This is a genomic window from Vibrio sp. 10N.247.311.49, assembly GCF_041467655.1.
GTDB lineage: Bacteria > Pseudomonadota > Gammaproteobacteria > Enterobacterales > Vibrionaceae > Vibrio > Vibrio crassostreae_C.
Genome location: NZ_JBFSVA010000035.1, coordinates 1 through 26924 on the forward strand (window position 1 = coordinate 1; position 26924 = coordinate 26924).

Genomic DNA, 26924 nt, shown 5'->3' on the forward strand with positions numbered 1-26924 from the left:
AGCCTTGTAAACTAATGTTGGACATCATGTGTTCTGCCTTTTCTGAATTATTATTATATTTGTATTTCTCTCAAATTAGAGCCTTTATCTTTCACCTAACCCGTCCTAAATAAGGTTGACACATATCCAACATGAAATTAGAGAGTTACAAATACAATTATGACTCTTATCAGAACGCACTTGCGGAAAGGATAATGGAAGACTAAAGATAGAATACTCACTGATGATGCAAAGAAAATGGTCTCCAAATCAGTAAAAACTAAGCCCTACAATGAGTTTGGCCTCGTCAAACTCTACCCCCCCCCCCCGCCGATGAAGTACCTCCATCATTTTAATTAACCACTTGTTTGTCACCTCCCTCTATCGCCAAATCGAAAAAATAGGATGACTACAAGCGACTAAACCATCAAGAACAAGTTGGCTTGGGAAACTTCCTTCCTTATTCTATTTGACCTAGGGTAACTTCATCCTTATAACCCAAAAATTGGCTAAGTGCAGAGTGTTTGATTCTAGGTGAACCTAACAATCGAATTATTATCTTAGCCAAATATAAAGACCATTAATTTATTATTAATAAATAATGATAAGGCTTAATTCTTCTCACGTCCAAAAGGCTCTCTCCTGTAGTGGCATCCTGATCCCGGACCTCATAAATGAGGGGTTCAATGGCAAAACGACAAAGACGTACATTTTCTACTGAATTCAAAAATATATGCTGCAAGCTTGGTTCTTGACCAAGGGGACTCCATCCCTGAAGCAGCTAGCTCTATGGAATACGTGAAACAGCTTTACGACACTGGGTCGAATAACTCAAAATTGAGCAAGGTAGGGTTACTCCAACGACCAAAGCCCTCACGTCTGAGTAAAAGAAAATCCAAGAGTTAGAAGCCCATATTAACCGATTAGAACGAGAAAAATCCGTACTCCAAATAGTGTTTGGTGCGGCGATATTACTTATCTTAGGTCTGGTTCGAAGTGGGCCTACTTAGCAGTAGTGCTTGACCTATTTAGTCGACGCGTTGTGGGCTGGCCTTTATCAGATAAGTCCAATGCTGAATTAGCATCTAAAACTTTAGGGCTGGCTTAGAAGAAACGGGGGCGGCGAAGAACATGATGTTCTATTAATATCAAGGATGCCAGGACAACTCAAAGCATGAGCCTTCGTGGTAATTGTTGGGAAAACACTCCCATAGAAGGTTATTTAGAAGCTTGAAAGCCGAGTGGGTACCAGAAACAAGCTACCTGGAACAAGCTCAGGACAAGAAAGACAACGGCTATTACCTGATGAGTCCTTACAATCGGCAACGCCCTCAAGAAAATGATGGGTTGTCACCAGTTAATGGCCCTTCAGCCAGTGTCCTGTACTTTTGACCACTACACCCCCTAGAACAATCAATATTCCGCCGACCATCAAAGACCATAAGCTAACCTATTTTATTTTTTAGTGACCCAAGTTCAAGCTAGACGCCCCCAAAACGCAATGAAATCTGTACTACTAAACATTAGATTAGTAAGTACACCAAAAAATGAATAGCTGCAGCTCGATTAAGAGTTCCGATTCTTTCGTAACGAATTGAGGAATAAAAGCAAAATAACAGGCTCAAGGGATCTCGTAGACAGAGAAGAAGCAACTATATAAAACAGGAAGAATGAGAGTATTAGTCAAAAATTTATTGTTGTTTAACCCTCCAAAACCCCAGTTTTAAAAAACTAAAATATCACTATAAATAGATGATTTTTTTGATAATTTATTTATAAATTATCAAAAAAATCCTATGAGGAATGGCCTAAATTTTAGCCATTGCCAAATGGGTAATCTAAAATTATTAATAATCATTTTTTATTAAAATTCATTCATCTACACAGATAAATTAGAGATGTGTATATGAATAAATTTTCAAAAGGACTACTAATATGGAAACACTGATCTGCCGCTCTTTTCAATCATTTATAGATTTCTGCGATAACGATATTGTTAAAGGAAAAAATATCCACTGCACTTTTAAGGCCTGTAAGGAGAAGGACTGGCGTTGGATGCAGTTTTACCTAAACGACAAAGGAGGAAAAGAGCTGACCTTTAGCTTCATATGAAACAAAACGCCTTAACTAATATTTCGTTTAACTTCAAATTTATTCAAAATTTTGTAAATAGTATTCAAAAAATGAGCCATTATATAAAGCACTAGAAAAACTAACTGTCTTAACCATCGCTCTCTAGAAATATGGAGAAACACTATGTTAAAAGCGCATCTCGAAAACCTACAATTACCTATAGGTAATTGTATATTACACAGGGATGAATCAGGGGCTCAATTGATGCTTAGCAATCAAAAGTCATTTTCAATTACCCTACCTGAAAGCTGTATCCTTGAAACTCTGATTAAGAAAGAACAACTCATTTCAACCAAAGAAGAGTTAATTATTGCCGCTTGGGGGAGCCCAGATATCATCGGGCCTAACTCTTTACCAGTCGCGATAACTAACCTAAGAAAAGTTCTAGACCTTGATAGCATCAAAATCGTCAACATCCCAAGAAAAGGTTACAAGATTCATATTCCTGAATTTGAAACCTCACTAGACCCGCCGAGAGATATAAAGTTACCACGTCACTCTAAGTTTTCGTGTCCTCTCAAAAAAGCAACCAATCATCTAAAATTATACCAATGGACTTTCATCGGCTTATCTTCAACAACCCTCGCGGTCCTACTAATCAGTTATTTCTATTTTCGATACGAACTTGAAGTTGTTAACGTGAACCTTAATAATCAATCAAGCCAAATCTGTTTAACAAAAAAGGATGAACTGAAATTAATCCTCGCCTCTTCCCAAGTTCAGGCAAGCAAAAAACCTTCAATAAACCCCTAACACCTCGTCAATTTAGTTATTAATAACTAAATCCCCCCTTATTCACAGCAAAGGGGGGTACAACTTAGAGTGCAGGTTCTAACGTAGCGTTAAAATGTCTCAATACTTTAGGTTCATAAGTAAACTTCAAACCTGAAATAGATGAGGCGCGTTTTTTCACTTCTTTAAAAGCAGCAATAATGTAATCAAGGTGAGCTTGCGTATAGGTTGCTCTGGGAATGGCTAAACGCAACAGTTCCGCTGGACAAGGCAGTTGTTCACCAGTTTCAAGGTCACACCCTTGCAATAAGGACCCTATTTCAGCCCCACGAATACCCGCCACTTTATAAAGCTCACAAGATAAAGCATGCCCAGGGAATTGTTCCGGCGGAATATGAGGTAAGAGCACACCTGCGTCAATAAATGCAGCATGACCGCCAGCTTGCTGGCAACGAACCCCTAACGCTTCAAGACCATTTACTAAATATTCAACTTGCTGAAGACGGGAAGCTAACCAATCTTCTTCCATCCCATCATAGAGTCCGACAGCTAGGCGCTCCATAGCACCGCCTTCAAGCCCGCCATAGGTTGGAAAGCCTTCCAATAGCACGCATAATGTTTTGCATTCTAATTGAACATCTAACAAGCTTTCATCTTTGAAAGCAAGCAATCCCCCAATAGGAACCATCGCATCTTTTTTCGCTGACATAGCAAAGATATCGGCATATTTAAAAGCTTCGCTAGTTATCTCTTGAATGCTCCATTCAGCATATCCCTCTTCGCGTTGCTTTACAAAATAGGCGTTCTCTGCAAACCGTGCACAGTCCATAACTACGGGAATATCATAAAACTGCGCTAACTCATAAACAGCCTTCAAATTGGCAAGAGAAACTGGCTGACCACCTGCAGAATTGCAAGTAATCGTACTCACAATATAGGGCACATTTTTAGCCCCGATCTCTTCAATGCCAGACGCGAGCGCTTTCAAGTCAAAATTGCCTTTAAAATCTCTCTTAACTTCAGTATTAAAGGCATCACGAGAAGGCACATTCATCACACGACAGTTATTTTTTTGAGTGTGCCCTTGAGTGGTATCAAAAAAGTAATTTGAAAATGCGGCCATCTTTTCTCGTTCTAGCCCCTTATCTCGTTCACGCTTATTGATCAAGGCAGGTACATACAACTGTTCAGCGCCACGTCCTTGGTGTGTAGGGATAGTAAACTGATAGCCAAATATATCTTTTACCGTTTGGCTAAGCGTCCGATAGCTTCGACTGCCGCTGTACGCTTCATCACCTCTCAACATTGCGGATTGCATGGCCTGCGTTACTGCCCCGGTGCCACTATCGGTCAGTAAATCGATAAACACTTTATCGCTATCTAACAAAAAAGGATTGTACCCCGCTTTCATTAACGCCAGCTCTCGCTCTTGTTCTGTTGTTCTTTTAACTGGTTCAATAACCCGGATTCGATACGGCTCCGGCAAATAGTGTGAATCCATAGGCTGTTCTTGATTGTTGCTAATTGCTGACATAGGGTTCTCTCCAAACATTTTCCAACGATTAAGGGTAAGTTGGTTAGAAATAACTAAAGAAGCCCATTATTCGGACACCCAAACCTCTCCTTCCCAACTTAAATAAAGATTAATCAAATAAATAAAATTTGGTATTAATTTCAGCGTAAATTAAATATTAATAAACATATTAACAACACCTAAAAGCCCTCTAAAAAAGCATCATAGCCATGAGAAAACCTGACCAAATGACATCACCGTTTTTTTAATTAATAAAGATAATTAAATAAACAATGGACTTAGAAAGTAGCACTATAAAAGTAGTGGTATGAGAATGAAAAATATACCTAGAGCATATAAATTAGAAGGAAAATGGAAATATGGAGAGCCCATTATGATACTAGGGAACACATTGGTTGCTGGAGCGGGGCCGGTCGGCATTCAAACTAGCCAAATTATGGCTCCTCTTAGTCAAAAAATAGCCCTCATCGGCAAAAGCTCCCCTCAGTGGGAAAATAGGCAAAGATTAATCAAACAACACGGATACGTTGTTTGTTGTGAGGTGAATGAACCACAATTAGCGACACTAGTCGGATTAGTTAAGTTTAATGAACTTTATACAGAGCTCTCTCCCCTTCCCTCCTCTTGGGATACGTTAGTTTTAGCCACTCCAGCTCACGCCTATTGTGATGTGTTGTCTTCCTTTTCTGAAATTTTATTAAAGAACTTAAAACAAATCATTCTTATGTCCTCAATGCTCGGTGGGTGTCTTATTTTAGAAGGAATGTTAAAAAAGAAAGGAGCCTCTCCAAATATAATGCTCTTCTCTAGCTACTTTGCGACGTCTTATTTTACTTCTAACCCGACGGACAAAAATAGGGTCCTCACGGTCAGAACCAAAACAGTAAAAAAACGAGTTTATATTTACCAGTCTAAATCCAATGATGGTTTATTGAGCGCCTTGCGAAACGCTTTAGAAAAAATTGATGTTCAAGTCATCCCTTTAGATAACTCGTTCAGTGTGGAAGGCAGAAACATTGCTACTTATGTACACCCTGCTTTTATTATCAATACGTTTTCATTAGATCACATTTTATCTAAGGAAGACGAAGTTAAGTACATGTATAAACTGTACCCAGAAGGGCCAATCACCATGAGTTCGATTAGGGATTTACTACTGCACTGGAAATCAGTTTCTCGCCTACTTGAACATTACTCAGCTCAACCGATTAATCTACTGCAGTTGCTAAATGATGAACATCACCGAGTACATGAAAAGACTATCCCCAAGGACAAAATAGTCTCTTTCAACGAGCTTGATGAGATAGAGCAGGAATATCTACTCTACATACGATATAGCACAATCCTGATAGACCCAGACCCGTTTTCAAAAGGTAAAACCTTTGAGGTTTCAGCCAAACCTTATATCAAAGGAAAAGTTAGAAAAGGAAGACTACTACTCCCCAGAACTCCTCTAGAAGACCTACAGACCCTTTATTGGCTTAACCACTTAGTTCAAAGCTCAAGCCTAATCTCTTCTGTCACATTTCCCTCAATAGAAGTGTTTGAAAATTGGATAAAAGAAAGAAACCTACCAAATACGCTAATCCAGGCTTTAAAACAACGCGCAAAAGAATATTACGAATATGCAACCCCATCTATTAGCCCCTAGTAATTACTAGGGGACACACATATCTTTTAATTCGCATTTTAGCGTTTTGCTTCAAAAAGATAACAGGAAAAAGGAGATTAAGGTGTTAATAAGAAAAGCGACGCTCAACGACATATCCTCTATCAATGCTCTGTGTCACGAGCAACTAACAGGCAGCCACAGTAAAATTAGCCATTACAAGAGAGAGCAGAACGAATACAGCTTAAGTGATTACAATTTCAGTAAAATCAGAATCATTGATCTACTTTTTACGGAATCAATGATGAAGGAGAAGCTAAACAATAAAAATATCTATTTTTTTGTCGCTGAAACAAAAAAGAATAAACAAGTCATAGGTTACCTAATGGTTAGTGTCCATCCTCCTAAAAAAAGGCCGGCTCTCCAACAACGTCTCCCATCTTTCTACGCTTACATCGAACGATTTTATGTGTCGTATAAATACCATGAACAAGGTATTGAGCTTGCCCTACTCAACAGCTTTGATTATTGGAAAAAATACAAATCAGCACACTAATCATTATCTTTCAAAAAACCATGAAATTTGTCAATGCTCAGGCTGAGCATTGACAAATTTTCCCACAATCAAATCAATCTAAAGCTGTTTTTCTATAAAAGCCCATCAAACCTTCTTGATACCCAATCAAAAAGAAAAGGGCGAAACTAATATTGCCAGTGAGTTGCGAAAAGACAACACACACCACTCCGACCCAAGCTAAAATAACGTATTCAATCGGTCACCAGTTATAAATTGCCCCAAGCCCCCTGGTTATCCCAAACCAAAGTAAAGGCGAGACAGCGAGTAACCAAGGAGTTTGGACCTCGATTTTTATATGTCGGTTGCACCAGAAAAAAATAGCAACATGAAGCGTCGATACCACAGCGTAAATCACACCGGTAATTAAGGTGTGACTGAGACACTACATTGTGCTTGGATACTGGTAGGAGGGCAGGGTAGGAGAGTATTAGAAGAGAACAGTTCATCTGCTTGGCATATGTGGCTTCAAACATCGAAATTAAAGCTAAGCGGTGTTCTGCTATTCGCTAGACAGATCTACGAGAGAAAGCCCTAATGCCTCACCTATGACATCTGAACAACTAGAAATTCGTGAATTTTAAAAGAAGGTATCTCGTCTTAAATAGGTTGACGATTTTTAGCAAGCCTGTAACGGAATTTTTTGTTTTTTCATACATATTATTTGGCCTGTTCATCTTACGAATGAAGGCGTCCGTTGACAATGACAACTAATGAACGCCCTCATCAGATTGAACATAAGTCATGTAGCTCACCAAAAACTCCTCTACCTTTGAAGAAAACATTTATTTTACCAAATTCGGATGTTTTTTCATTCAATGCCTTTTTCATTGTTTTGGTGTAGCTCCATTTTGGCTTAACCAGCAACCGCTCTTCTTGAAGGTAGTTAAACTAAACATCGCGGCCCAGCTTTATTCCTTTAGCTATCAATTGAGGTTTTAGTAAGAGAAGTGAAGCTTGTGAGTTCCTAGTCGAGACATGAAGCGCCTTAGTGCAAGCTCACCTTGACAATTTTTCTCTCTGATATACACATTAAAGATAAATATCGCGTAACGAACAAGCCCTAATTACGCTTACTTTCTTTTCGAAGGCTTCTTGCCGCCCTCGGTGATTTCGGCATCGTGCTCTTCCTTGAACTGACTAAATAATCCATTTCTCCATTTTCAATGGTATCCACAACCTGTATTTAAAGCCTAGTGTGTAATCTCGCTGAGTGCTCTTAACGTAGTGTTTATTTGGGATGGTCATAATTAGTCCTCAATGTATAAACATATTTCAAGACGGGGAAAATATTAAAAAAACCACGACTCTGCTGATAGTTTAACAGTCGGACAAGAGATAAAGTTTATCGATGGCTTACAAGCTCGTCGGAAACCTAAAAATATCATGGACCGCAGCGGCCAAGGCTGTCACTAAATAAGTGGAAAGTATCATCAATTACTGCGGTGCTTCCAGATAAAAAACTTATCTCGACGAAAAAATTGCAGGGAGTAGGCGACAATCGAACGTTTTTTAGAAGCTTAAATACTAAGTGGATTCCCGCAATAAATTATCGCAGCTTTGCAGAGACTCAAAAAATCATCCAATACATAATTAGATATTCCAGCCAACTTAGGCCATATCAGTATAATGGTGTTCTGACACTCATTGGCTCAGAACGATTGATTGTCTTGAAAACCGTGACCAATTTTATTGGACCACTATACTCTTGCCTCTAAAGAAAGATAAAGCCCAATTAAGCGATAAACGTAATTTCCCATCTAAGGGTTGATAAAGATTGCTACAAAGTTAGCGTGGTTGCATGACATTGGTATTCCTACAACGTTCGCGAGCTTGTTCGGTTGTGGAGTGGAACAGCACCTACCGACAATTTCAATTTAATAATCAGTAATTTCAGAGCAAGCTTCAGGAACACATTCGTCAAAGTTGGATTTCATTTACGCAACAAGGTTTAAGTCGATTTTAAAGTTAATCTTCTCAGGGACGATAGTAGAAATAGCCTCTGAAGCCAATTTCTATCCAAGAGTGAGAGAAAGGGGCGGTAAATTATAATTATTGACTTAACCTTTGAAATTCGAGAGTTCGTAATATTTGATTTCTGGCGTTGGCACTTAAGGTTCTTCCCAAGGCAAATTAATCCCACTGTCATTAATATAATCAGAGCTCAACACACACAACTCATCACAACACGAATCAACCTTTGTCCAATCCTAAATCTATAGGCCTCATCATTTGCTTGAGGAGGCTATTGCCGATTGTAGTAGCTCATCAGGTAATAGCGGCTGAGCTTGTGTCCACTCGATTTTCAAATTTATGAATAACTTCTCCATGGGAGCATTGACGATCCCATGTCAATACTTACATCATAACTGAAAAATCTTTCAATATAATGGAGGGAAATTTACAAACGATATAGCGTTTCAAAAATCTTTGTGTTTCTCTTATCGAAAGTCCCTCTGCTTCTCTTCGCTACATATAGTTTTGTCTTAGGATCCTTCTCATTCTATCAAAACTACTGTCATCGGTGTCAGGATGTCTTTCCTGATGAAGTTTGTAACGAACTCACTTCAAAGAGGTTAGGTAAATGCAAACTCTTTGCCTAACCTCTGTAGATTAGCACATGCTGTAACCAACAATATCGCAGCTACACATGATCACACCAAAGTGTTCCATTAATGTTGAAGCTCTTTCTTTAGTTCGCATGAGAGAAACTTTTCGTAAGTAGATTTAAATGATAAATAGGTTTGACTGCATAAAAAATCGAGGAGACATAGCAAGCTCGTTTAATTCAGTCAGGCGCAGTGACGAGTAATGCATGAAACTGATTTACAGCCTGGGATGATCTAAAAAACGAAAAAGATCTTCACCATAAGAGCCCGCATTAATAGTAGCGATTTACCACCTAGTTTAGTACCTAAGATCATTAGACCACTACAAACCCAACCCATTTATCAATTACATGCAATTGGTAAAAAATATAGCTAAACATTAAGAGTAAGACATAAAATTATTAGAGAACTAACATTTACCCAACAACTAACATCAAAAATCTCTCGAGATTTGATGTTAGTTGTTGGGTTACCGACTGAGCCTAAGTGAAGTTGGTATATCTTGAAACTAGATCCTAAAGTTTCTAGTTTCTTAGAGTTCATCTAAATGTATCAACATCTACCGATTCAATATCAACATCTACCGATTCAATATCAACATCTACCGATTTTATATTGATATTAAACGATCAAAAATATAAACATTTACCGAAATAAGATTTTTTAGTATTAACATTAGCCGATCTAAAAAAAAGGTAAGATCATTAATTTAAGTTAACTTATGATAATTAACCTAAATTGGTTATAAAACGATCAAAGCATTAGATAAATTATGAATTAAATACATAGTTTGATCATTGCGAAGTAACTAAACATTTACCGAAAAAAGTAGTTATTTACCGATATTTATACATAATTTATGTGACGAGCTATAGATATTTACCGAAATAATATAGACATCTACCGAAGTTGATGAGGTAAGTAAGGTTATCTGTTAAAATGATACTATCTCATTCTTAGGTAATGATCATGACGTTATCATCCAACTCTAGCCTGACGGTTATTAATGAAGAAGACCGAAAAAATCGGTTTATCTCATCGATTCTTTTCTCTCGAGCAACTATTTTTCATCCTGCTTCTCGTTTGACTTCAACGATGCAGTCAAAATTGATTCAAATTGCTCAGAGTGGTGGTACAGATCCAAATCACCCATTAGAGAGTGTTAATATTAATAGCTATGGGAAAAGCTTCAGGGTTGATCTACATGTAGATTATCTCCTACAACCTCATCGCGATATCCTCGAGACTATGCTGGCCTATGCTCAAACTATTCAACTCGACGATGCTTCTTATGAAGCGGGATCTCGTTTAAATTGGTCCCAAGTATATCAAACCATTTCTGATGGTGATATTTCTGACACTCAACAAGATGGTTTCGACTCTTTTATTGACCGGGATGCAACCGTTTTATCGATGAGTATGTATGAGCTAGCAACCCGAATGGGAATGGCGACAACTCGTCCGAACTACGATCAAATTGAGCGTCGTATTACTCAATTGGCAACGGCTCATTTGGTGATTAATGAACTCGATGAAGAACAGAACGTTGTAGGCAAAAAGCCCTTAGAATTTGTGCAAGATTACCGTTTCTATTGTGATCGAAGTAAATTCAAAACCGGCCGTAAAAACAGTAAGAATCTAACTAACCATGTATTCTTAGTGCCAGACATGCGCTTGCTACAAGCGATACGCGACCATGGTTACTATTATCGATTAGAACAACACAAAATGACCAACTATAGTAAACCGTCAGTTCGCTCATTCTTAAAATACATTACCACGCACAAAGCAGAATTTTTACATAACAAAAAGTTTGAATGGGCGCTCGATAGTTACATTCAGTCTATTGCTTCTAAAGTCAGCCATAGCTTCCGGAGCGATCTAAGAAAAGATTTGTTGGCCAATGCCGTGCAAATTGAAAAAGATTTTAGTCTTCAATTTCGCGATGTTGGTAATGGTATACAGATCTTTTATATTGGGGAGGGTAAATCATGATTACTCAATCTCTTGATAGCTTGATGTCTTCACCTGCGAGCCAAAGCCTAGAGTTCAGTATAAAAGGCTTACTCAAAGGGCATGTAGGTATGTTGATTGCCGCACCGAATGTCGGTAAATCTCACCTTGCACTTTGTATTGCGATGGAACACGCTTCTTCAATGTCTTTACTAGGGATGAGCGCGGCCGACAAACCGGCTAAAACCTTGGTACTGAGTTCAGAAGACGGGGCTGGCGTGATTCAATCTCGAATGAAAGAAAAGCTGGTTAATTGCACTGCCACCATTAAGTCAGAGCTAAAAAAAAATCTACATTTTTTAACGGACATTGAACCGATAGTGATCCCGCCCGACAGCTCTGCACAAGAAAAAGTAGAACATAAGCAGTATTTAGAACAACTCAAACAAATTTTCTCTGAATTCGATTTAGTGATAGTAGACACCGTGACTGAGTCAATAGGCCGTTGTGAGGAAGTCAAACACGATCGCTTAATCAAAAATGTCTTCCAAAGCCTTGCCAGTGAATCAGGCGCTAGTTTATTGCTTGTTCATCATGTGAATAAAGAGGAAATTCGTGGTAATCAAGAAATTACCATGGCATCTGGGGCTGGTTTAACGTCGATAATGCGATTAACAAAGTGCTTATTTACGTTAAAGAGAAACAAGGATTTCCTGTCGATTAAGTACCTTAAGAGTAATTATTTACCTGAAAATGAAAATCAAGGGTTTGCGGTTGAAGTAAGACAAAACCTTACGATTAATCCACAGGTATTCAGTTTGAAATCCAAGACGTCTAAGTCTGTTCGATCGGTGCAAAGTATTAAGCAAAATCCAAAAAAAATTACGCTGCCTGGAACTATCCCGGAACAAGAAGAAATTGAAGAGCGTAAAAACCTCAGAGACGTTTTGTAAGCTAGCTCTCACATTTTCAAAAAGCACCGAATTTCGGTGCTGTCTTTTTGTCTGACTCTGTTCGCACTTTCTTATATCCGTTCACTTTTTTGTCTACCTTAGATAATCTTATTTAAGGTGAAAACATGGTGAACTACGCATATTTAGGAGTCTCTTCAGACAACCAATATGTAGCAAACTAAAAGCACGGGCTCTATGACTCTACCAAAAAGGTTGGGATAGGTAATTTGGTGTTTGTAGAAGTCAGCCGTATTGCACGTCTTACCTCACAAGTGCTCAAAGCACTCTAAGTGAGCATGGAAAATAAAATCATCGTCTATATTGCTAATCAGAATTTGCAACTGGATGGTTCAATGCTGTGTCGGATAATGGCAACAGTACTAGGCGCCAAATTTGGTTTTACTCTAGGCTTATTTCATGAAAATTGTCTATGTCCGTGTCAGTACCCAAGACTAAACGTCCGACGTTCAAATTTAACAGCTAAACCAGTTGTTGGGCTTTGCGAGGGAAGGGGACATTATTCACGTTACCAAAGTCGATTGAATGGCGCGTAATACCATCGATGCATTGCAAATTACCGCTCAGCTCGCGCAAAAGAAAGCCGGTTTGGTTTTTCATGATTTGTGCTATTTGGAGCTCAATAGCTATGTAGGCCGGATCATTTACACCACCAAGATGGAAAGAAAACACATCTTGCAGCGCTGTAATGAGGGGGTTGGCACGAAAATAGGGCTTGTTTTTTCCAGCTTTACGTTTCATGAAAACGGTTGAGGGGACGTTTAAGTGTACTGGGTTTTGTTTTTATGTTCGATGCAGTTTTTAGGAGGCCGCATGACAGTTTGTCCCACAAGATCCGCCGAGACATATCTAGGTGAATTCGACCGATTTTGACTCCACCGTAAAGGCGGTTTAGGTACATGAGGTGCTCGTTAAGGATTTCGAATCTACCGACTCCATAAGACTAGAAGAAGGCAATCTAGGTTAAGGTGTCAGGATTATATATTGTGACGGCGTAACAAGTTTTGAGCCGATGCGAGAAGATTACGTTTGCGAAGAAAGTAGAAAGGACGAGAGAAACAACGTTCGCGTATCGGCCTCTTCTCTTTATGACGACTAGGAACAGGCTCTTAACGTCGATATCACGTTAAATAATCGTTAATGTTTACTTCATCAATTTGCTCAGGCTGTAAATAGTCATCAGTAAGACGTTTACAAACCCTCGAACTTAAAAAAAAAGCGAACAGAGCAGGGTCAACGCTTCAAAGAGATCGGCAATGGCCATGACTTTTGTGGTAAGAGGCATCTCTGAGCCCGTTAAGCCCATAGGTTACACTTACCATTAATTTTCTCATGGTGGCCTCCCGCAATTTTTGCCAAGTTTCGAATATGTCGTGGGAACGGTAGCTACTCCAAAATATGGATGGTTTGAACAATGTGATCGTTGATGATAAACCGTTCTTTCTCTGTTAACGTGCCGCTCTGAATACCTAAGTTGTGCATTTATCCTTTATTCGCCTGATATTGCTTCGGCTGGGTATTTATCTTTTTTCGTGTACTGCTTCATTTCTTCTGAAGATGTACCGAGTTGTTTACTTAAGGTTAGAGTCCACATTCGTGAGACGATATTAGGTTCAGTTGGTGTGATAAACTCTGCTCCCAAATTAAGCTGAGCTAAAAATTAAAAATATTGATTCAACTGTTCACAATTTTCTATTAGTTGCTTTCACCATCCAACTGGATACGCTTGCACCAAAGACTTCAATTTCGTAATTTCTTCCTCACGTTTAAGAAGCTTGAAGCGTATTCTTACTTCGTGGATCCGGTTATAAATCGCTTCCAGTTTTGTTGCTTTTTTGACCACACCTTCGGGTGTCGTGATTTTTCCACAGTTATGTAGCCAACTCGCCATTTTCAACTCTTGCCACTCTTTTTGAATTAAGAAAAAAGTGGTCAAAAGGCGGTAAGGTAGATTCTTGAGCTGCGCGAGTTAACCACTCGGCTAAGATTGGAACACGTTGGAACTGGTTTCTGTATAAAGGGATTTTTTGTCTAATAATCCTGCAATAAATTTGATGAATTGGTTAAGGAGTCATGTATGGTTTATGGTGTGCACGACATGGAAATTTGATTCGATAGGGACAGCAAGGAGTGCCTTGAAAAGACATTTATTGCCAGAGTTTGTGTGCTATCCCGTCAGTAGCCTTGATTCATACCATGTACAACGTTGATTTGATGAATTTAGTTGACTTAGGCTGGCGCTGCCAACCGTAACCTTGATGTGCTTCGTTCTATTTTTAAGTATGCTGTTCAGCAGCGTCTTGTATGGAGAATCCTTGTGATGGCATTAAGCAAAACCGTAAAAAATAGCTTAATCACACATCTTAAGTATGGAAGAGCCAAAGCAGCTTAAAATCGTTTTAAGGTGCTAAAATTGCTCCTTTTAATGGGTTGTCTAATTTAAGAGGTGACGGGGCTGAGATGGTCTTTTGTCAAAAATGATGAATGGCACCGCAGTTGTTAGGTCATAAGCGTATTCCGTCAACGCTTCGTTTGCCCATGTGAATGATGCGCAAGTATCGCTATCTTCTGAGGCGATAGGGGAAGTCATTCGTGGAATATTATCAGGTCAGTTTATGAGTAAACCTAAAAATCGAAAAGTGAGAGCATCCAAACCTAAACAGACGAGCTCCCAAGCGCAGAGGAAGACTTATCAAAGCAATGCCAACACGTACTGATGAGGAAGTTGAACGGTTTAGGTATCTGTGTTGATATTAGGATGTTAATTGAGTCGATTCTCGGGCGATAACTCACTCTAGTAAGGGCTAATTTTCAAAGTGATAGACGCAGAAGTGTCTTAATATTAACCAACAATAGTCTGGTAAGTGTGTTACCTTGGTTTTTATCCCTACCGCTTAGTAGGGACTTCTTTTCTTTTCCGAACTCGCATCTCGGCACTCCTTAGTTGCCCTCCTAAGCCTCACCGCAGGCTTTAATTATGTCCATTTCAACCCAAAAGTTAAGAAACATCTTCAAATTCACTAGAATTGAAAATTTCAAAACCAACTACAATGTAACTCATATTGCTCCTTGCCTACCACTTGCTCAGAAAGTGAAACCTGTCATCCCTTCGGCAATTATATATTGCGAAGGTAATTTCGGTGAAATTGATGGTAAAACCGCTAATGGGCTAGTGAGGCATTCATTAAGCTATCGTATTCTATCGGTTATTGATAGTGTATCTGCCGGCTTAGATGCTGGAGAAGTACTTGATAACAAAGCCAATGGAATACCGATCCTTGCCAATGCTGAAGAAGCTATCATTCACGCGGAAAGCATTCCCGATTACTTCATTTTTGGCATTGCGCCATCAAGTGGTTTTTTATCTGACTTAGATAAAAGCATCATTTTAAATGCCATGTCACTAGGAATGAACATCGTAAATGGCTTGCATGAATTCCTAACTGATGATCCTCTATTTTTAGAAGCTAGCTTAAAGAATAACGTTCGAATATTCGATACTCGCAAACCCAAAAGTAAAGGCGATCTGAAAACGTTTAGCGGCAAAATACACAACGTTAAATGTCCGAGAATTGCTGTAATGGGGACGGATTGCGCGCTAGGAAAACGAACAACAGCAACAATATTGGCGAATGAACTGACTAGAAAAGGCCTTAACGTCGTTCTGATTGCCACTGGTCAAACAGGTATTATGCAAGGCGCACAATACTGCGTTGCACTCGATGCTGTCCCTTCACAATTTTGTGCCGGTGAGTTGGAATCTGTCATTGTACAGGCCTATGAAAAAGAAAATCCGGACCTGATTATTATTGAAGGGCAAGGAGCCTTGAGTCATCCTGCGTTTTCAACCAGCGCATTTATCTTACGTGGCAGTTGTCCAGCGGGTGTGATATTGCAACATGCTCCTAAACGTTTATATCGTAGTGATTTTCCTGATTGCCCAATGCCTTCGATTGCTTCAGAAATCAATCTTATCGAAACGTTTTCTAATACCGATGTTATTGGACTAACACTGAATCATGAAGATATGTCTTTAGATGAAACCTGTCGTGCGATAGACAGCTACACTACCGAATTTGGTATACCGGTTACTGATGCATTATCACAGCCTGTCGAACATCTACTGCACATCGTAACGTCAGCCTTCCCTATGATAGCAAGAAAACTGGCCGCAAAAGGGTGAACTGCCCTAGATTAGACATTGATTGTGGGAAGATTCACCATAACGCTCAGTACCTGATCACTCAGCTCTCACTAAAAAATATATCCGTTACACCTGTAACAAAAGTCTTCCTCGGCCACCCTATCATCGCACAAGTTCTTATTGATGCTGGCGCAACAATGTTAGCCGATTCAAGAATGGAAAACCTTCAAAAGATGACTGAATCAGGCATTGCTATCCCTAAAATGCTGATACGTACGCCCATGCTAAGTCAAGTGGCGAGTGTAATAAAATACAGTGATATGAGTTTAAATTCTGAAGTTGAAGTAATTCAGAGGCTTTCACATGCAGCGGAACAACAAAATTGCCGTCACGGTATCATTATTATGGTTGAGCTTGGCGATCTCAGAGAAGGTGTGATGCCGAATCGCGTGATTGATTTTATCCGAGAGATTATTTCTTTACCGAACATCACGATAAAAGGAATTGGTGCGAATTTAGCCTGTCGGTATGGCGTCGCTCCAAATGAACAAAATATGAATATTCTTTCTGATCTTGCCGATGGAATTGAAGCTACATTTGGGGTCAATCTAGAAATTATTTCAGGGGGTAATTCTGCTTCAGTTAACTGGGCTCTTCAGAGAACAGGCTTAACTCGAGTCAATAACCTTCGTATAGGAGAAGCAATTTTTTTAGGCTGTGAGCCTTTAGAGCACGAAAATATCAAAGGCTTACATACGGATGCGGTTTCTTTGACCGCTGAAGTGATTGAATCCAAGATTAAACCGACTTTGCCTTGGGGAAGTCGGGGGTTAAATGCTTTTGGTGAAAAAGAAAACCTTCAAGATAGAGGGGAGGTATCACAAGCTATTCTGGCATTAGGCCGCCAAGATGTTTGTGTCAGCGGGCTTAAGGCTCCGAATGGGATTAAGATCATGTCTTCAACTAGCGATCACTTTGTCCTTGAATCCTCACAGAAACCACTACTTGTAGGGGAAAAAGTCACATTCAGTTTAGATTACAGTGCGCTCTTATCTTCTATGTCTTCACGTTATATCCATAAATATTTTAAGGCACCTAAAGGGAGAAGAAGCGCATAATGCTACGAACAACAGTAATTTTCTTCGTCAGTGTCATGCTTAACGGTTGTCAGATAAGCCCAATAAAATCTAATGGGCTTGCCGATTATAGAGCGACGGTTATCTCAAGCCAACTGCCACAAGAGTTAGGCTCAATCACACTCGTAAATGCTCAGTCAGAGGGCAATAGTGTCACTCTTATTTTCGTAAAAAAGAAAACTTTGAATATGGACAGCTTAGTAGAAAAAGTCGCCGTTAGTTTTTGTGACAACATCGAAATAAGACCACTATTAGAGAGGGGGGTCTCTTATCGAATCATTACCTTAGGCAAAAATGATAACGTAGAAAGCCTTAACGTCATTTCTCTAGCTAAGTGCTCTAATTGAATGCTCAGCAGTCGAATGGATAAAAGCCAATACGAGTTGTTCAATGTACTAAATGACACTATTTTATTAAGGTTTGACCGCCTTACGCCTTGGGAAAAAAACTTTATCACGGACCTACACCACAAAGCTTTAACTAAGCAGCTCATTTCAACGAAACAAGAACAACTTGTCTTAAAAATTTCAATGAAAGCCTACAAATCAAAGAAGAAAATCGAACATTCCAACTTTTAATTTAAGCCTGTATATACTTAATCGGTTGTTGCTTTCGCATTTGGCTTGGAAAAGAAAATTGCTGGCTGTTGGAAGTCATCAAAATCCATTTCATGAGACTCTGTTGAGTTCTTGTCTTTTTCTCAAATTGAACTTCAAGGTCTGTTTTTCTCTGAATCTGCTTAACACGGCTAAATATCCTATTTTGCGAAGAGACCTCGCAACCCCGGAAGTAGAGAAAATCACTCGATCTTAGTTTGTTATCAAGAATGGCTCAGTTAAGTAACGCAAGCTACATCCAACTACTATCAATCTCTAGTTTGGTTTTGATCCGCCAAATCTCTTCAAGCCGAAAGGAAATGTCGGATAGACGGCACCTGTTACCAGGTGCCACCCTCCTCAGAACCGTGTGCAACTTTCACTGCATACGGCTCAAGCCTCCACAAAGGCACAGTGAAGCACCCAGTAATTAAATCGTTATAGGACTAGAGCGAGACCAAAAGTTGATCGCAACATTAGCTCTTCGTGTTAATTACCTTTGCGATACGCACTTGAAGCTTTAATACCTCGCCAATGAGCACTCAGTAATTGAGAGACCACGGTTCGTTGTAAGAAGATGCACTAATTTCATTCGAAATCATCATTTGCTTTTCTTCTTCAATAAAGTTCTTCAAACTCTTTCGCAACGGGAGACCAGTTAGAAGTCAGCTCGCTTTCGCGCCAGATAAAAATCTGTATCCACTTCATTACAAAGCGGCATTTGCTTTCTCTAACCTCCTTTACCTGCATACCTATCGGCCACCTTCACAGGTAGCTTTCCCATAGGGAGGTATACAGGCTTACCCTGTTCCGTATGTCGCGTAAAAATGTCAACTTAGATGCCCACAATGGTGCGGAGAGTACAATGACCACGAAAGAGCATTGTCCAATCTCTTTCCGACTCTCGTTGCCTTTTGGCTACAGCGTATTAACCACTTCCGCTGTTTCATCACATAACGCGCCTTAAATGGATTCACATTACATTCATCATATTGACTCCCTAGCACTCACCCGATTTTGAGGTTATCAGGAGGAACATCCTCTCACGATTTTGCTCCCGCACAGCCTAACGACCAAGCTTCGTTACGTTGTCAGAGCCGCTGCTTTATTCAGGCTCTTAGGGTCATCTGGTGATACAGATGGTTCACTCTGCGTGGTGAACAACGCTTCATACGACTTCAGGTCGCACGGACAATTATGAGTTAGATAAATTGCAGTACAAATAAAAAGAGGTCTCCTTTACCTGTATTAGTTCCTATTAGCTCTGATAGGTCCCGAGGCGATAAGTGGGGGGACGTAAAGCAAACAGAACCAGCGTGGTAGGTCACGTCGATTCAGTGATTTAGTTATTACTACCACTGCGTTAATGGTGAAACGAGTCTTCTCTATGCCATTGAGATCGCTGCAAGGGTCTATCGATTCAATATTTAGGCTAGCTTCATGTTCCGTTGAGCTGCCCACATAACAAAAGTATCATTCGCCATGCAAAAGAGGTAGATATCTCATCTAAAACAAAAGCAAGAGGCGCAATGCTGTGCCTAGCCATTGAGTAGAGAGGCATCAAGGTTTATGGTGAAGGTAAGTAGGAAGTAAAAAACCTTGTTCAGATGGGAAGCTTAGAGTATGGCGAAAGTTACACTTAGCGGTCGATACCAAGACGCCGGAAATCCTTGCTGCTGAGTTAAGTTTATCTAATGTTACCGGTGGAGAAGTGCTCCCGAACTTACTCAAATAAACACGCCGAAGTCTCATAGAGGTATCTGGCGATGGCGCTATGACACGAGGTCTTGTTACTATGCAATTCAGATTAAACTCGCGTTTGAGCTCATCCCCCTCCCGAAATCTCGCGGCTGGTTGCCCGGAGGTGTCCGGTTCCAATAAGTATTGGAAACAGCGGTCTGGTTATCACAAACGTTTACTTTCATAAACTTAGACATGCTCAAAGCGCTGTAGAAGCTTGGGATGCCTGAAACCTGTCGTATTGATTAAAAAGCATATCAAACGGTGAAAAATGGTCTCTCAACTGAATTACGCGACAAAGCGGCCGTGCTTTATTGTCTTCTATTTCACCCATCCTTCCAAAGCGCATCAAATTCTTGGGCTTCAAGGATGTCTTCAATGCGGCGACGAACTTTGGTCTGCTGCTTTAATTTTTCTGGCACGGTTTTACTTGGATATGGTAAGGCGTGGTTGGGTTTAAGCGGTATTTCCATGCGCTGATGGGCTGGTACGGTTCTTTTGTCCATGAGGTGTTCTCCTTATTATGAATCAATCCCACTATTTTAATATTTTGGCTGATGTCGTTCTCTTCAAGTTCATTCTGGGTGCGTGCTTGACGGGGCCAGAATGAACTTGAGGTGTAATGTATTTGGCGATGTGGTCAATTTCTTTTTTAACGACTTTGCTTTGAGTGGACGTTTTCAAAACAAGGTCTTCTGGATGTCTTGGAACCAATCCAAATTCAATTGAACTTCTGCGAGTCGCTTTTTGAGGATAAGGGTTTGACGAGCGTTTAATTGCGGTTGTTTCAAGGTTCGTTCGTAATATTGACATACCGTGAGGGTGGTTTTGATGCTGAGGTCTATCTCACGGCTTAATTCTGTTGGTGCGAGAGAATGATTCATCAATTTTATACAAAACGAATCTCTATGCTGACAGGTGGCCACCGGTGTCGATAGCCAGTTAATTAGCGCTTGTTTACCAAGTTCGGTGATAGTGAAAGCGTTGCCTTTTGAAGCACAGTTCGCATGCGCTTCTATCCATCTTTCTTTGTGCAATACCTTAATCTCTCGATAAGTATGCTGTAGGACGGCGCTCCAATAATGGGATTTGTTGATTTCTTTGGTGACACTGTAACCTGAGTGGGGGTTTTCATTTAAATACGTCAATATGACGTAACGTAGTGACATCTTTTTAGTTCCTTCAATTATTACAATGCGGTCGGCTTGAATGCGCTGAGATGTTAAGTGAAACGACTTTCATCATTATTGGGGCGATTATTAACCTGACGTCTTTATGCTTCTTCTTGTCAGCTATCGCAAGAGGTTGAAGGGTAATTAATAATTAATAATTATCCGTTTTTTGATTTTGAGTTGTTGATAGGCTTTGTGGTAACCATACCGCTCTTTCCAATATTTATTTGAGCCGTATAACTTCTAGCTGCCCATTGCGAGATTTCTAGGATGGCCACGCTCCCAGAAGGCTGCCCCTTCTCTTGGGGGGAATAAGCGCAACGGCTCGCTTAATCTTAATAGCAGCGTGACACGATCTCGTGTCGTAAGCGCCATCACCAGATACCTCAAGGGTGCTTTGACGTGTTTGTTTCAGTAAGTTCGGAAGAACTTCGCCATAAACCTTAAGGCCAGTAGCATCAATGGCTAGGTACTGTATTGCTCCTCTCGTTTTAGTCTTAAATGAGACCTCAACTTGCTTTGTTCTACGACTGATGCAAGTGTAATGCGGACAACTTAATGGAACATGGGCAAGTCTAAATATCGAGTCGATAAATCCTTGTAGCGCTCTCAGTGGCCGCGTTTCACCATGAGCGCTGTCGTGAGAGCTAAATCACTAAACCGACGTGGTCTCCCGCGCTTATTCGGTTTGCTTTGCGCCCACCTGCTTATCGTCTCTTCATCAATCCATGAGGCTAAGAAGGAGAGTGAATGTAGTTGCTCAGATCATAGGTTGCTGACTTATTTCCATTGAGTTGCGCAAAAAACCGAGGGGAATAAATTAAATCATAAATTAATTGTTTAATTGATGGGTTTTAAGCATTTTATCAAGATGACTACAGTCGTCACATTTATTTTAGTCATTATTATAGTTTCAAAGGATATTTGAGTGGAAACTCCAACTAGTTATATTTGTATTGTTATCGTTGTTCTGGGTCGCGCCTTAAGAGATGACTGCAAAGGTATATTTTTCAGACGTAATAAATTGTTTATTCATTTGCAGATAAATTTGGATAAATAGTTATCTTCCCTCATTAAAAAACGGAATTTAAGCGTTATTCTTTGATTTTTATAAACTCGAATCTAGCATGAAAACTTTAATTTATGAGGATACATTCATCATGCAATATGGACAATCAAGGATTGACGCTGCTTTTCAGAATTTTATAGACAGTTTAACTCAAGCAGATATTTGTAAGCTTCAATCCCAATTTTCAAAAAAGCCTCTGGTTTGCATCGCCGATATACTGCCAGAAAATTTGTGGCTTGAATTGAGTGAGGAAGCATCAAACTTAGTGGAACATTATGGCAAGCGAAAAAGTTTGGTTGTCAAAGAAACTTCGGATACCGAACGTAACATGATCACAGTAGGAAATACCATCTGCCGTGAAAATTCGCCTTTAATTGCCGCCATTTATGATTCTAGACCATTCCGACGCTTTCTCTCACATATAGCTGGTGAAATCGTTCACCAATGCCCAATTGAAGATGAGCAAATTGCAATCTCATTACTTGAGCGGAAAGGTGATACTCATGGGTGGCATTGGGACGATTTCAGTTTCGGTCTTGTTTGGTTAATTGATATTCCGGACGCGTCGTGTGGTGGGTTCACGCAATGTATTCATAATACTAAGTGGGATAAAAAAATCCCGCGGTTTATGACGTCATTACTAATAATGCCATTGAGTCTTATCATTTCAACAAGGGCGGTTTTTATTTTTTCAAATCCGGAACGACATTACACAGAGTGCACCCTCTGACAAAAGATTCACGTCGATTGATCGTTAATATGGATTGGGCTTCAACGAGTGATCTTGAAAGAGAGCTGTCCATTGAGACAACTCTAGATATCTATAGTTAGGGACGACATTATGAAGCACAGTAACAGATCACGTCACACTATTATCAAGGAGCTCGCCACTTACATTTCGGGTGGAGCAAATTCACCAGGGCGAAAATTCTCTGAAGTAACCACGCCAATGATCATAGCTGATAAAGCGAGTGGTTCATATATTTGGGATTCTGAGGGTACTCGTTATGTCGATTTTATAATGGGGTTAGGTCCCTGTTTGCTGGGTCACTCACCCGATTGTGTGGTTGACGCGATCAAAGAGCAGGCATCTAGGGGATTGGTACTTGGCTTAACTCATAGGAGTGAAGCTGAGCTTTCAAAGATAATAGTTAACTCTTCAAAGCACATAGACAAAGTTCGTTTCACCTGCAGCGGTACTGAGGCTGTAATGACTGCCCTACGTATAGCTAGGGGGATTACACAGAAACAAATAGTGGTGAAGTTTTCCGGTGGGTACCACGGTCATTGTGACACTATATTAAGTGGTGCTAATAAGAAGGAAATTTCTGATAATTTCGGCACGGACGGCATACATTCAAGTTTCAAAAACGCCACAATTACTTGTCGATATAATGATATAGAGCAGATTAAATCGATTTTTAGCCAGTACAGTGATGAAATCGCTGCAGTGATCATTGAGCCCGTTGCCACTAATATGGGGTTAGTGCCAGCGCAAATAGAGTTCTTAAAAACACTGAGAGTATTATGTTCTAAACAAAATTCACTGCTGATTTTTGATGAAGTTGTCTCTGGATACCGATTTGGGTTTGGTCCGGTTTCAAATGAGTTGGGAATTTATCCAGACCTTACAACATTTGGCAAAATAATAGGTGGTGGTCTAGCAATTGGCGCATATGGCGGCTCAGATTCTGTTATGGCGCAAGTTAGTAATGAAGGTGGTGTATTCCAAGGTGGGACCTTCGCTGGGAATCCACTGACAATGACCGCAGGGATTAGTACGTTACGCTCATTAGAAGATGGAAGTGTCTATGAAGGACTTGACGCGATTACTGACGTTTTTACAAGAGAGTTGAGTTACAAATTTAAAGAGTACGGTATCAACTTCAATGTTGTAAAGAAAGGACCATTGGTTAGCTTAATACTTGTTGAGTCGTTGACTAATCTCACCTCTTTGGATGACGTCCAGAAGCAAGATCAAACCATTTTTTCCTCGCTACATCAAAAACTCTGTGAGCAGGGCTATTTAATTCCACCAACGATAGAAGAGCCACTGTTCTTCTGTAGTCAACACACGGAGCAGCAAATACTTGAGTTAGCTCAATTAATAGCCTTTCATTTAAACACCATATGCCACGAGTAAGTTATGTCATCTAATATTGTATTAAAAAAAATACTACATCAATCTCAACTCTCCCCTGATGCTGTAGCGATTAAACAAGGTAGTAAAAGCATACGTTACGTTGATTTAATATGCCATGCTCAGGAATTGTCAAGTGAGTTACTAGAAGCTGGTCTTTCCCCAAGAACTATTGTGCCTATTATTTCACAAGGGGGAATTGACTATGTTATTTCATTGTTGGCGGTTTGGATGACCGGTGGTGCTTTTGTTCCCTTAGATGTAGATACCCCGAAGGCCAGAATGGCCAAAATGTTAAAGACTATTGATTCCGAGATAGTTATAGCTACTACCAAGCAATATGCCTGTCAGACGAGTATATATTACGACCATACTGTAAATTTGCCAACCCAGAATATTACGTTTGAATTACCTGAACCTGGAGCTATCTCGTATGGTTTTTTTACATCAGGAACCACTGGCGAGCCAAAGTGCTGCCTAAATCAGCATGCAGGGTTAGCCAACCGGTTTGACGTCATGTCCAAAGCTTTTCAACTTGAGCTGGGTGATGCAGTTTTACAAAATAGCAAACATACTTTTGATTCATCACTTTGGCAATTGTTGTGGCCGTTAACGACTGGTGGCAAAGTAGTTATTCCAATGCGAGAAGGGATTCTTGATATACAAGCAACATTGGATACTATCAGGGAAGAGCAGATTGTAATGGCAGACTTTGTCCCTTCTGTTTTAGGGGTTTATCTACAGTATATGGCTTCTAGGGCCAGAGGGAGTGACTACTTTAAGTCTTTTAGGAATATTCTTGTTGGGGGAGAAGAGGTATCTCTCAAGTTGATAAAAACTATTAGGTTATTGTGTCCATGGATCCAAGTCACTAATACATATGGACCAACAGAAGCTTCCATTGGCTTCGTGTTTCATCACTTTAACGGGAACGAGGAGAATAGTGTTCCACTGGGTCTTCCTATAGCCAACACTAGTTATGTAGTGCTGGACGACCAACTCAACGAAATAAATAAACCAGGTGTCTTGGGACAAATTGCTGTGTTAGGTGTTGGTTTAGGGCTCGGTTATCTTGGTCTTCCAGAATTAACAACTCTCAAGTTTAGAAGTATTAGGCGTAGTTCAGGCGATTATGAACCCTGTTATCTAACGGGTGATATAGGAAGCCTTGAGAATGGGGTCTTATTTTTCCATGGGAGAGAAGATAGCCAGGTCCAATTGAATGGAGTTCGTCTTGAGTTGACAGAAATTGAAATGGCGCTCGAGGCTATTCCAAGCATTTCATGCGCTAAAGTCGCCGTAGATGAAAATGCTAACTCTAAACAAATTTTGGCGGTGGTAACTGGGAGTTCGGCCGTAGATGAAAAAGATGTACGCCAAACGTTGTCTGAAAGTTTACCTTCGGAGTTCATACCCCAAAGAATAGTAAAAGTAGATGATTTTCCAAGAAACAACAACGGAAAGATCGAGAGAGCCAGTCTTCTGAAGCTTTTCAAGGACACTGAAGCAGAGTGCAGCCTTATCCCCGAACTTGTTAATATTCTGTCCAACTATTGTGTCTCTTCTGACATCGCGCCAGAAAAGAGTTTTGAGGAACTAGGGATTGATTCAATCAATCTGCTCTGCATAGCCATAGATATTGAAAAACAGCTAGGGAAAAGGATCTCATCTAAAGACATAGCCAGTATATTAACGATTAGTGAATTGGAATCTTCGGTTACCAGTAGCTCGACTAAAGAATTCAGGACCAATATTGAAATGTATTCAGGACCAGTTAGTCACCTATCATTTACTGAATCCGTTTTTATTTCTGGAGCAAGTGGTTATTTCGGGGTTCATTTATTATGTGAATTGCTCGTAGAGAGTAGTCATAAAGCAACTTGTTTGGTGAGAGCAAGTTCTGACGAAAACGCAAAGTTAAGGTTAATTGATTGTGCAAAACAGTACAAAATTGAGAATCAAATTGATTGGAAGCGTGTAACAGTCGTAGCTGGTGATATCACGCAAGATAAGATGGGATTATCTTCGGAAAGGTATGATCAGTTGGCTCTTCATACTTCTCATATTCTTCATACGGCGGCAGTCGTTAACTTAAACAAGAGCTCAGAAGCATTACGTTTAACTAACGCAGAAGGTGTAACAGAAGTATGCAAATTTGCTCTTCGTGCAAACGCACGTAAATTTCACTACGTGTCGAGTCTGGCTGTTGAAAAATTGATAAACAATAATTCGAGCGCTGAAGTGAGTGGGTACGCCCAGACTAAGTTTGAAGGAGAAAAGCGAGTCACAGAACTCACTAAGTTTAATATAGAAGTATCGATTTCGAGAGTAGGGGAATTGATGCCATCAGACAAATATAAAGTGCCGAATAGCAATTCTTTATTAGTTTCCTCTTTACGTGTCTTTAAGTCGCTAAACCAACTTGTTATCAACCATGGTAATGTATCTTATACGCCAATCGATGTAGCTTGCTCGGCGATAGTCTCAATCTTTAATTCTAAATTAGAGATTTCTTATCCCCCCCAAATATTGGCTCTTTATCCTAGTAAAAAAGTCGATTTTAGGTATCTGCTTGAGAGCCTTCTTCCAAGTCAGGTTTCTATACAATACAAAGAACCCCAAAATATTATTGATCAGATAATCACAAAATCATCGGTTTCAACCTTGGAGAAACACGATATTTTGATTCTTGATGCGTTGATGAGTGCCAACGAAAACGAACAGTGGCACCTGTTCGATAAATCTAGTGAGCACTTAGAACCGAGAAAATCAGCGCATTATTGGCCACTTATTGATAATGATTATTTACATCGAAACTTAAAGGAAATCTGAT

General features: G+C 39.9%; 16 protein-coding genes and 7 pseudogenes. 17 read left to right on the forward strand and 6 right to left on the reverse strand.

Annotated elements, in window-relative coordinates; genetic code table 11:
- The first annotated feature begins 665 nt into the window (after nucleotides 1-665).
- The 3 genes and pseudogenes from AB6E54_RS21190 (at nucleotide 666) to AB6E54_RS21200 (ending at nucleotide 2865) form a co-directional block, all read left to right on the forward strand.
- A pseudogene (locus AB6E54_RS21190) lies at nucleotides 666-1371 on the forward strand (DDE-type integrase/transposase/recombinase).
- A 543-nt stretch (nucleotides 1372-1914) separates the two neighbouring features.
- Nucleotides 1915-2091, forward strand: coding sequence for a hypothetical protein (locus tag AB6E54_RS21195; RefSeq protein ID WP_016800056.1), 177 nt, complete (start codon nucleotides 1915-1917; stop codon nucleotides 2089-2091).
- Between the two features lie 144 nt (nucleotides 2092-2235).
- Nucleotides 2236-2865: a winged helix-turn-helix domain-containing protein gene (locus tag AB6E54_RS21200; RefSeq protein ID WP_016800058.1), complete on the forward strand. Its 630-nt coding sequence runs from the start codon at nucleotides 2236-2238 to the stop codon at nucleotides 2863-2865.
- Nucleotides 2866-2929: 64 nt separating this feature from the next.
- Here AB6E54_RS21200 and tnaA read toward each other — a convergent pair whose 3' ends face one another.
- Nucleotides 2930-4345: a tryptophanase gene (tnaA, locus tag AB6E54_RS21205; RefSeq protein WP_029203693.1), complete on the reverse strand. Its 1416-nt coding sequence runs from the start codon at nucleotides 4343-4345 to the stop codon at nucleotides 2930-2932.
- A gap of 340 nt (nucleotides 4346-4685) precedes the next feature.
- Here tnaA and AB6E54_RS21210 point away from each other — a divergent pair, with 340 nt between their 5' ends.
- From AB6E54_RS21210 to AB6E54_RS21235, 6 genes and pseudogenes are all read left to right on the forward strand, one after another.
- Complete coding sequence (locus tag AB6E54_RS21210) at nucleotides 4686-6029, forward strand: opine metallophore biosynthesis dehydrogenase (protein ID WP_017102562.1); 1344 nt, start codon at nucleotides 4686-4688, stop codon at nucleotides 6027-6029.
- Between the two features lie 82 nt (nucleotides 6030-6111).
- Nucleotides 6112-6543 carry a GNAT family N-acetyltransferase gene (locus tag AB6E54_RS21215; protein WP_371996046.1) on the forward strand — a complete coding sequence of 144 codons (432 nt, stop codon included), beginning with the start codon at nucleotides 6112-6114 and terminating at the stop codon, nucleotides 6541-6543.
- 3596 nt (nucleotides 6544-10139) lie between these two features.
- Entirely contained in the window at nucleotides 10140-11165 is a 1026-nt protein-coding gene (locus AB6E54_RS21220) for a hypothetical protein (protein ID WP_016800063.1), read from the forward strand.
- Entirely contained in the window at nucleotides 11162-12076 is a 915-nt protein-coding gene (locus tag AB6E54_RS21225) for an AAA family ATPase (RefSeq protein WP_017103257.1), read from the forward strand. The genes AB6E54_RS21220 and AB6E54_RS21225 overlap by 4 nt, the downstream gene beginning before the upstream one ends.
- 125 nt (nucleotides 12077-12201) lie before the next feature.
- Nucleotides 12202-12462: pseudogene (locus AB6E54_RS21230) on the forward strand (resolvase); the annotation flags it as partial.
- A 91-nt stretch (nucleotides 12463-12553) separates the two neighbouring features.
- Nucleotides 12554-12790 (forward strand): annotated as a pseudogene (locus AB6E54_RS21235) (recombinase family protein); the annotation flags it as partial.
- Nucleotides 12791-13799: 1009 nt separating this feature from the next.
- Here AB6E54_RS21235 and AB6E54_RS21240 read toward each other — a convergent pair.
- Nucleotides 13800-13985 carry a hypothetical protein gene (locus AB6E54_RS21240; RefSeq protein WP_017103258.1) on the reverse strand — a complete coding sequence of 62 codons (186 nt, stop codon included), beginning with the start codon at nucleotides 13983-13985 and terminating at the stop codon, nucleotides 13800-13802.
- A 1086-nt stretch (nucleotides 13986-15071) separates the two neighbouring features.
- Between AB6E54_RS21240 and AB6E54_RS21245 the strand changes: the two genes are divergently transcribed.
- From AB6E54_RS21245 to AB6E54_RS21260, 4 genes and pseudogenes are all read left to right on the forward strand, one after another.
- The gene (locus AB6E54_RS21245; protein ID WP_017103259.1) at nucleotides 15072-16277 is read left to right on the forward strand and encodes a DUF1611 domain-containing protein; all 1206 of its coding nucleotides are present in this window, start codon (nucleotides 15072-15074) and stop codon (nucleotides 16275-16277) included.
- Nucleotides 16274-17399: pseudogene (locus AB6E54_RS21250) on the forward strand (alanine/ornithine racemase family PLP-dependent enzyme). The gene AB6E54_RS21245 and the pseudogene AB6E54_RS21250 overlap by 4 nt, the downstream one beginning before the upstream one ends.
- Nucleotides 17356-17721, forward strand: a complete 366-nt coding sequence (gene gspS2, locus AB6E54_RS21255; protein ID WP_016800069.1) for a type II secretion system pilot lipoprotein GspS-beta — start codon at nucleotides 17356-17358, stop codon at nucleotides 17719-17721. The pseudogene AB6E54_RS21250 and the gene gspS2 overlap by 44 nt, the downstream one beginning before the upstream one ends.
- A complete protein-coding gene (locus tag AB6E54_RS21260; RefSeq protein WP_016800070.1) occupies nucleotides 17722-17952 on the forward strand; it encodes a hypothetical protein in 231 nt (76 codons plus the stop codon).
- Nucleotides 17953-17965: 13 nt separating this feature from the next.
- On the opposite strand, the pseudogene AB6E54_RS21265 reads toward AB6E54_RS21260, so the two are convergent.
- Nucleotides 17966-18325 (reverse strand): annotated as a pseudogene (locus AB6E54_RS21265) (hypothetical protein); the annotation flags it as partial.
- Nucleotides 18326-19285: 960 nt separating this feature from the next.
- Here AB6E54_RS21265 and AB6E54_RS21270 point away from each other — a divergent pair.
- Nucleotides 19286-19435, forward strand: a pseudogene (locus AB6E54_RS21270) (transposase); the annotation flags it as partial.
- Between the two features lie 601 nt (nucleotides 19436-20036).
- On the opposite strand, the gene AB6E54_RS21275 reads toward AB6E54_RS21270, so the two are convergent.
- The 3 genes and pseudogenes from AB6E54_RS21275 to AB6E54_RS21285 all read right to left on the reverse strand — a co-directional run.
- A complete protein-coding gene (locus tag AB6E54_RS21275) occupies nucleotides 20037-20216 on the reverse strand; it encodes a hypothetical protein (RefSeq protein WP_016800071.1) in 180 nt (59 codons plus the stop codon).
- A gap of 174 nt (nucleotides 20217-20390) precedes the next feature.
- A complete protein-coding gene (locus tag AB6E54_RS21280; RefSeq protein ID WP_102428398.1) occupies nucleotides 20391-20879 on the reverse strand; it encodes a PadR family transcriptional regulator in 489 nt (162 codons plus the stop codon).
- Between the two features lie 249 nt (nucleotides 20880-21128).
- Nucleotides 21129-21620 (reverse strand): annotated as a pseudogene (locus AB6E54_RS21285) (transposase); the annotation flags it as partial.
- 389 nt (nucleotides 21621-22009) lie between these two features.
- Here AB6E54_RS21285 and AB6E54_RS21290 point away from each other — a divergent pair.
- From AB6E54_RS21290 to AB6E54_RS21300, 3 genes are all read left to right on the forward strand, one after another.
- Nucleotides 22010-22681: a hypothetical protein gene (locus AB6E54_RS21290; protein WP_372107001.1), complete on the forward strand. Its 672-nt coding sequence runs from the start codon at nucleotides 22010-22012 to the stop codon at nucleotides 22679-22681.
- Nucleotides 22682-22792: 111 nt separating this feature from the next.
- Nucleotides 22793-24094: an aspartate aminotransferase family protein gene (locus AB6E54_RS21295; RefSeq protein WP_229648114.1), complete on the forward strand. Its 1302-nt coding sequence runs from the start codon at nucleotides 22793-22795 to the stop codon at nucleotides 24092-24094.
- 3 nt (nucleotides 24095-24097) lie between these two features.
- Nucleotides 24098-26923 (forward strand): AMP-binding protein, encoded by a 2826-nt coding sequence (locus tag AB6E54_RS21300; RefSeq protein ID WP_229648113.1) that lies wholly within the window; start codon nucleotides 24098-24100, stop codon nucleotides 26921-26923.
- Nucleotide 26924: the final 1 nt, after the last annotated feature.

Coding starts and splice junctions, on each gene's coding strand:
- AB6E54_RS21195 (WP_016800056.1), top strand. CDS start 1,915: ATGGAAACACTGATCTGCCGCTCTTTTCAATCATTTATAGATTTCTGC.
- AB6E54_RS21200 (WP_016800058.1), top strand. CDS start 2,236: ATGTTAAAAGCGCATCTCGAAAACCTACAATTACCTATAGGTAATTGT.
- tnaA (WP_029203693.1), bottom strand. CDS start 4,345: ATGGATTCACACTATTTGCCGGAGCCGTATCGAATCCGGGTTATTGAA.
- AB6E54_RS21210 (WP_017102562.1), top strand. CDS start 4,686: ATGAGAATGAAAAATATACCTAGAGCATATAAATTAGAAGGAAAATGG.
- AB6E54_RS21220 (WP_016800063.1), top strand. CDS start 10,140: ATGACGTTATCATCCAACTCTAGCCTGACGGTTATTAATGAAGAAGAC.
- AB6E54_RS21225 (WP_017103257.1), top strand. CDS start 11,162: ATGATTACTCAATCTCTTGATAGCTTGATGTCTTCACCTGCGAGCCAA.
- AB6E54_RS21240 (WP_017103258.1), bottom strand. CDS start 13,985: ATGGCGAGTTGGCTACATAACTGTGGAAAAATCACGACACCCGAAGGT.
- AB6E54_RS21245 (WP_017103259.1), top strand. CDS start 15,072: ATGTCCATTTCAACCCAAAAGTTAAGAAACATCTTCAAATTCACTAGA.
- gspS2 (WP_016800069.1), top strand. CDS start 17,356: ATGCTACGAACAACAGTAATTTTCTTCGTCAGTGTCATGCTTAACGGT.
- AB6E54_RS21260 (WP_016800070.1), top strand. CDS start 17,722: ATGCTCAGCAGTCGAATGGATAAAAGCCAATACGAGTTGTTCAATGTA.
- AB6E54_RS21275 (WP_016800071.1), bottom strand. CDS start 20,216: ATGGACAAAAGAACCGTACCAGCCCATCAGCGCATGGAAATACCGCTT.
- AB6E54_RS21280 (WP_102428398.1), bottom strand. CDS start 20,879: ATGTCACTACGTTACGTCATATTGACGTATTTAAATGAAAACCCCCAC.
- AB6E54_RS21290 (WP_372107001.1), top strand. CDS start 22,010: ATGAAAACTTTAATTTATGAGGATACATTCATCATGCAATATGGACAA.
- AB6E54_RS21295 (WP_229648114.1), top strand. CDS start 22,793: ATGAAGCACAGTAACAGATCACGTCACACTATTATCAAGGAGCTCGCC.
- AB6E54_RS21300 (WP_229648113.1), top strand. CDS start 24,098: ATGTCATCTAATATTGTATTAAAAAAAATACTACATCAATCTCAACTC.